Raw genomic sequence first — 1,406 nt, 5'->3', positions numbered from 1 at the left:
CACCTCAATCAATAATCCGGCGGCTGTTTCAGCTAAGAAACGTTTCGGGATGACTTTTACCTATGGCGGTAATACGCGGGCATACAACGGGAACATAGCCTCGGTGCAGTGGAATACCAAGGTAGCTGCAGGACAGACGCAGACACCTGTTCAAACCTACAGCTACAGTTATGATATGCTCAGCCGTCTGAAAAAGGCAGCCTATACAGCTTCCGGCAAAACCAACTTCTTCAACGAAGAGCTTGCTTATGATGTGATGGGGAATATCGATACGTTAAGGCGGACCAATGGATCCTCCGGCTGGTATAATCATTTCAAATATACCTATGTGGGCAACCAACTGACCAAAGTCACAGACGCGGGAACGGCCGCACGGAGCAATACCTTCAGTTATGATGCCAACGGTAACGGGAGAACAGATTCCCGTCTGGGAATTACGGAGATCCAATATAATTATTTAAATTTACCCAAGAAGTTTGTTAAGGGTACGCAGCATCTGCTCTATACGTACGATGCGCTGGGTAACAAACGGACCAAAACGTTGGGCGCAGCAGTCACCGAGTACGTAGACGGCATCCAGTATAAAAATGGGATAATCGAGTTTATACAGACAGAGGAAGGTAGGATCCTTCCGAGTGGCAGTTCTTTTATTTACGAATATTTTCTAAAGGATCACTTGGGTAATACCCGAGCTGTAATCGATCACACCGGTGCAGTCAAACAGATTCAGGACTACTATGCGTTCGGTATGGAGATGAACACGGGAGCCGGCTTGAATACGGCGTCCAATCTGTATAAGTACAACGGGAAAGAGAAACAGGTTGAACTGAAGCTCGACCAGCTCGATTATGGAGCCAGATTTTATAATGCTGAAATAGGTCGATGGTCGGTAATAGATCCGTTAGGGGAAATGTTTGAAGACGGATCATTATACAATTATGGTTTAAACAATCCATTATTGATGGTTGATCCGACAGGGCTGTTAACTGATACGACTTATGTGGGACAATCAATAGCACCCGTTGATGTAACGGCTAGAAAGCCGAATCGTGCGCCTCACCTGGTGGAGCAACGCGAGATAGATTTGTATACGAATATTTCGAAAAGCGTTTCTTCACTGGATCAAAGGGGGGCTATTGTTAATAGTAATTTCGAAGCTGTAAAACATTATTACTGGGGTAAGGGGCTCCCGGCAAACATCGGTAAGAGTTCTCTTCTGAAAATTTTATCATCACCAAAATTTATTGAATTACACAAAGCGGTTTCGAAGGGACGCTTTAAAGCAAAACAAGGGATAAATGTGACAGAATTTGAATTTCATGTGGGGAGAACGACAATAAGTATTATCGGAGATCCCTTTACCCAAACAGCGACCTATACGATATTCGAGGGGGATGGTTTTTGGG

At 44.5% G+C, this 1,406-nt stretch carries 1 protein-coding gene; it reads left to right on the top strand.

All coding sequences use genetic code 11. The features are described from left to right. Nucleotides 1-1,406 (top strand): RHS repeat domain-containing protein (locus tag HP439_RS19105; protein WP_172391914.1); only part of this gene is annotated, 1,406 nt, incomplete at both ends.

It is taken from the genome of Sphingobacterium shayense, assembly GCF_013179575.1.
Lineage (GTDB): Bacteria > Bacteroidota > Bacteroidia > Sphingobacteriales > Sphingobacteriaceae > Sphingobacterium > Sphingobacterium shayense.
The sequence above is the reverse complement of the archived record's forward strand: the minus strand, read 5'-3'. Positions and strand labels throughout refer to the sequence as shown.